The following is a 3,599-nucleotide window of genomic DNA, read 5'->3' on the forward strand; positions in this document are numbered from 1 at the left end:
GGACCTTTCCCCGCCAGGAGCATCTGTACGGCCTGTTCGCCAACCGCCGGGCGGCCCTGCAGGCGCTGACCAGCCTCGCCGATGAACACCGGCTGTGCTACGGGCTGCTGGGGCTGGAACCGCTCAGCCGCGGCCGGGCCTGCTTTCGTTCCGCGCTAGGGCGCTGCGCCGGCGCCTGCTGCGGTAAAGAGAGCCTGGAAGCCCACAACGCGCGGCTGCACGCCAGTATGGCGCAGATGCGGCTGGTATGCTGGCCCTGGTCGGGCCCGGTTGCGCTGGAAGAGAAAGGGCCCGATATGACCCGCTATCATGTGATTCATAACTGGCTGTGGCTGGGGGCGGTCGAGACGCTGGCGCAGGCGCAAACGCTGACGCAGCTGCCGGCGGGCTTCGATCATGACGGCTACAAAATTCTCTGCAAGCCGCTGCTGGGCGGCGATTTTACGCTCCACCCGCTCCAGCCGGCGCCCTGACAAACGAAAAAACCGCCGGTCCTGCCCAAAGCCTGACGGCGTATGTTGGGCAGAACCGGCGGTCTTCATTCCGCGGGCTGAATTACTCAGCAGATGGAGGCATTTTACCTTCCGGCGCTTTACGATCTGTCAGATGCTTCTCAAAATTAGCATTGAACTGTTTTTTCTGTTCTGGCGTCAGAATGTTGTAAATCTTGTTCTGGGTTTCGATACGAGAGAGCGCCATATCTTTATGCTGCGCTTCCATCTTGTCGATTTGCGCTTCCGCTTTCGCCTTATCGAAGGTATCGCTCGCAATCAGCTCATGCATCGCGCGGCGCTCGTCGAGAGACGGACGTTTCATATTTTCGCGCTGGCCTTTCATGATGTCGCGGATCTGCTGTTTCTGCGCATCGGTCAGGTTCAGGCCTTTAAACATCATTTCATGCGGGCCGCCGTGCATTCCCTTATGTTGCATCATGGGTTTGCTGTCGGTCGGGGCGGCGGTGGTATCCGCTGCGTGAGCGAGGTTAGCGGCACCCAGGGCCAGAGTAGAGGCAACAAACAGAGCAGTAATCTTCTTCATATTCAGTCCTTACTTTAAGTTATTCTCACGGCCTGGTGCCGTGTTGACGAGATAAACTTTACGACGTTTATCGTCAATTAGTCAGAGCAAGCGTAAAACAATGAAAGTGTAAAAAACATTTTCTCACCAATTGTGGAGAAAATAAGGAAAATGAGGAGATAATTGCAACGAAAAATAATTAACAGGCTGTTTTATAAAGAAACTATGGAGATTATAAAGCAGCGGAGATTAAAAACAAAGCGGTTAGCCAGGAATAATCTGCAATCAAACTTCAGAGCACGAAAAAAATAAGACTATACAAGACGACCGACGGTGAAAATTTACGCCGCTGCGGTCAGGCAGCGGCGTATTTATGTTCAGGGCAGCCGCTCCAGCATCAGCCCGGCGCGCAGGCCCAGCGCCACCGAAGGGTTCGGGAACAGCACGTACTCCTCGGCCTTTTCCACCACGTAGCGGGTCTCACCGTCCTCTGCCAGCAGCGTCCCGGCGCTAAACGGCGTAAAGTTAAGCGTCTGCGCCGACATATGCAGCTGAAAACGTTCGCTGTCGCGGGTGATCTGCTGTACCACCCGATAGCGCAGCGCTTCGTGCCCCTCTTCTACCGCCAGGTCGCCGACCAGTAAACGCATCAGCGCGCGCTGGGTAACGGCAAATTGCGTCAGATCGTTCGCGCCAAACGGCAGCGCCTTGCCCAGCTCAAGAGTGCAGGCGAGCGCCGCAAAGCGGTCGCTGCTGAAGTGGGTAAAGGTACCTGCCGGCTGCTGATGAAAGACCAGCGCCTCCAGCCGCGCCGCGCCCAGCCAGCTAAGGAAGGCGTCATCCCACGGCGCCTGCCGCGCCGGAAGCACCCCAAAGCGGACGTGATGCGATCCGCGGATCGCGGTATGCAGATCGAGATGCCAGCGCGCGCCGCCGGCGTCGGCATAAAACCGCGTCAGCACCGTTTCCAGCCGCCGCGCCCGCCTCGTTTCATCGCTGGCGGGGAAGTTCTGCCAGCGTCCGCTAAACATACGGTTGATGTCGCTATCGAGATAGCGCCTGTCGGCCCGCAGCGCCGGAGGATTACCCAACACCCCCAGCAGCCGCCAGCGCAGCGGCAGCTCGCCGCTGAACAGCTGCCGCAGCAGGATGTCGGTCATCTCTACCGGCGCGGTTTCATTACCGTGAAGTCCGGAAGAGAGCACCAGAGCGCGCTCGCAGCGCGCGTGCGGCGTGAGCTGAAGCACGCCGTGGTCCAGCCAGTGCCAGCGGAAGTGCGCCGTTTCGCCGTGAAAATGATGGGGCAAACGCCCCGCGAGGGTTAATGTCAGAAAGTCGTCCACTGCGCCACCTCTATTGCTGGAACGGATAAACGGAACCGAGCTGCATAATCTGCGTCAGCCGGTCAAGGGCCTCGCGTCCTTCGCTCAGCAGCTGCGGGTCCGCCAGATCCGCCTGAGTCAGACGATCGCGGTAGTAGCGCTCGACCCAATCGTTAAGGGCGATGAACAGGCGATCGTTCATCAGAACCGCCGGGTTGACCGCCCGCAGCTCCTCTTCCGTTAGCACCACCCGCAGGCGCAGGCAGGCCGGGCCGCCGCCGTTGGCCATACTCTCGCGCAGATCGTAGACCTGCAGCTCATCGATGGGGTTGCCCTGCTCCAGCAGCCGGTTCAGATAGCGCCAGACGCCGGCGTGCTCCTGCGCCTCCTGGGGCAAAATAAGCCGCATCGCGCCGCCGGGTTTGCTCAGCAGCTGGCTGTTAAACAGGTAGGTCGCTACCGCCTCTTCAACCGTCACCGCGCTGGTCGGCACCACCACCGGCGTAAATCCGGCCACCAGTCCGGCCAGCCGGTGCAGCAGCTGTGGCTGATCGACAAACGCTTCCTCATGACAAAACAGCACCTGCTGATTGCTCACCGCAATGACATCGTTATGAAAAACGCCTTTATCGATAACCGCCGGGTTCTGCCGGGTGAAGACGATCTGCCGGGGATTCACCTGATTGAGCCGCGCGACGGCCTGGCTGGCCTCCAGCGCCTGGCGCGCCGGATAGCGCGCAGGCAGAGCGTCTCCTCCCTGCTCGCGGCCATAGACAAACAGCTGCAGACCGGGCGCACCGTACTCGCCGCCGAGGCGGTTATGGTTCGCCGCGCCTTCGTCGCCAAACAGCGCCACCTGCGGAAGCGCCGGATGCACGGCAAACCGCCGTTCATCCGGGAAAATGGCGCGCAATAGCGCCTCGGTGGTCGGCGCCTCGCTGGCGCGGTGGAATTTGTCGTTCAGGTTGGCAACGGTCAGATGCACTCTGCCATCCAGCGAATCGGCAGAAGGCGACACCGTCGCGGCGTTGGCCACCCACATTGACGAAGCGGAGCTGGCCGCGGACAGCAGATCCGGCGCCTGCCGCGCGGCGCGCTCCACCACCTGCGCATCGCTGCCGGTAAAACCAAGCTGGCGCAAAAGCGCGACGTTCGGCCGTTCCTGCGGCGGGATCACCGCCTGCCGGTAGCCCGCGTCCGCCAGCGCCTTCATTTTTTTTAATCCCTGCTTCGCCGCCAGCTGCGGGTTCGATACCCGAT

General features: G+C 60.7%; 3 protein-coding genes and 1 pseudogene. 1 reads left to right on the top strand and 3 read right to left on the bottom strand.

Translation table 11 applies throughout. The features are described from left to right. A pseudogene (locus tag PFH44_RS25960) lies at positions 1–473 on the top strand (endonuclease); the annotation flags it as partial. A gap of 82 nt (positions 474–555) precedes the next feature. On the opposite strand, the gene spy reads toward PFH44_RS25960, so the two are convergent. The 3 genes from spy to astB all read right to left on the bottom strand — a co-directional run. Next, positions 556–1,038 (bottom strand): ATP-independent periplasmic protein-refolding chaperone Spy, encoded by a 483-nt coding sequence (gene spy / locus PFH44_RS25965; RefSeq protein ID WP_045855026.1) that lies wholly within the window; start codon positions 1,036–1,038, stop codon positions 556–558. Positions 1,039–1,394: 356 nt separating this feature from the next. Then, the gene (gene astE, locus PFH44_RS25970; RefSeq protein ID WP_283826612.1) at positions 1,395–2,360 is read right to left on the bottom strand and encodes a succinylglutamate desuccinylase; all 966 of its coding nucleotides are present in this window, start codon (positions 2,358–2,360) and stop codon (positions 1,395–1,397) included. Positions 2,361–2,370: 10 nt separating this feature from the next. After that, a partial coding sequence (astB, locus tag PFH44_RS25975) for an N-succinylarginine dihydrolase (RefSeq protein WP_283826613.1) occupies positions 2,371–3,599 on the bottom strand: 1,229 nt, incomplete at its 5' end.

Origin of the sequence: Klebsiella sp. Ech2A, assembly GCF_030078455.1 — a bacterium.
Lineage (GTDB): Bacteria > Pseudomonadota > Gammaproteobacteria > Enterobacterales > Enterobacteriaceae > Klebsiella > Klebsiella terrigena.

What these genes read in the sequence shown, in the direction of transcription:
- spy (WP_045855026.1), bottom strand. Translation starts at nt 1,038, where the DNA reads ATGAAGAAGATTACTGCTCTGTTTGTTGCCTCTACTCTGGCCCTGGGT.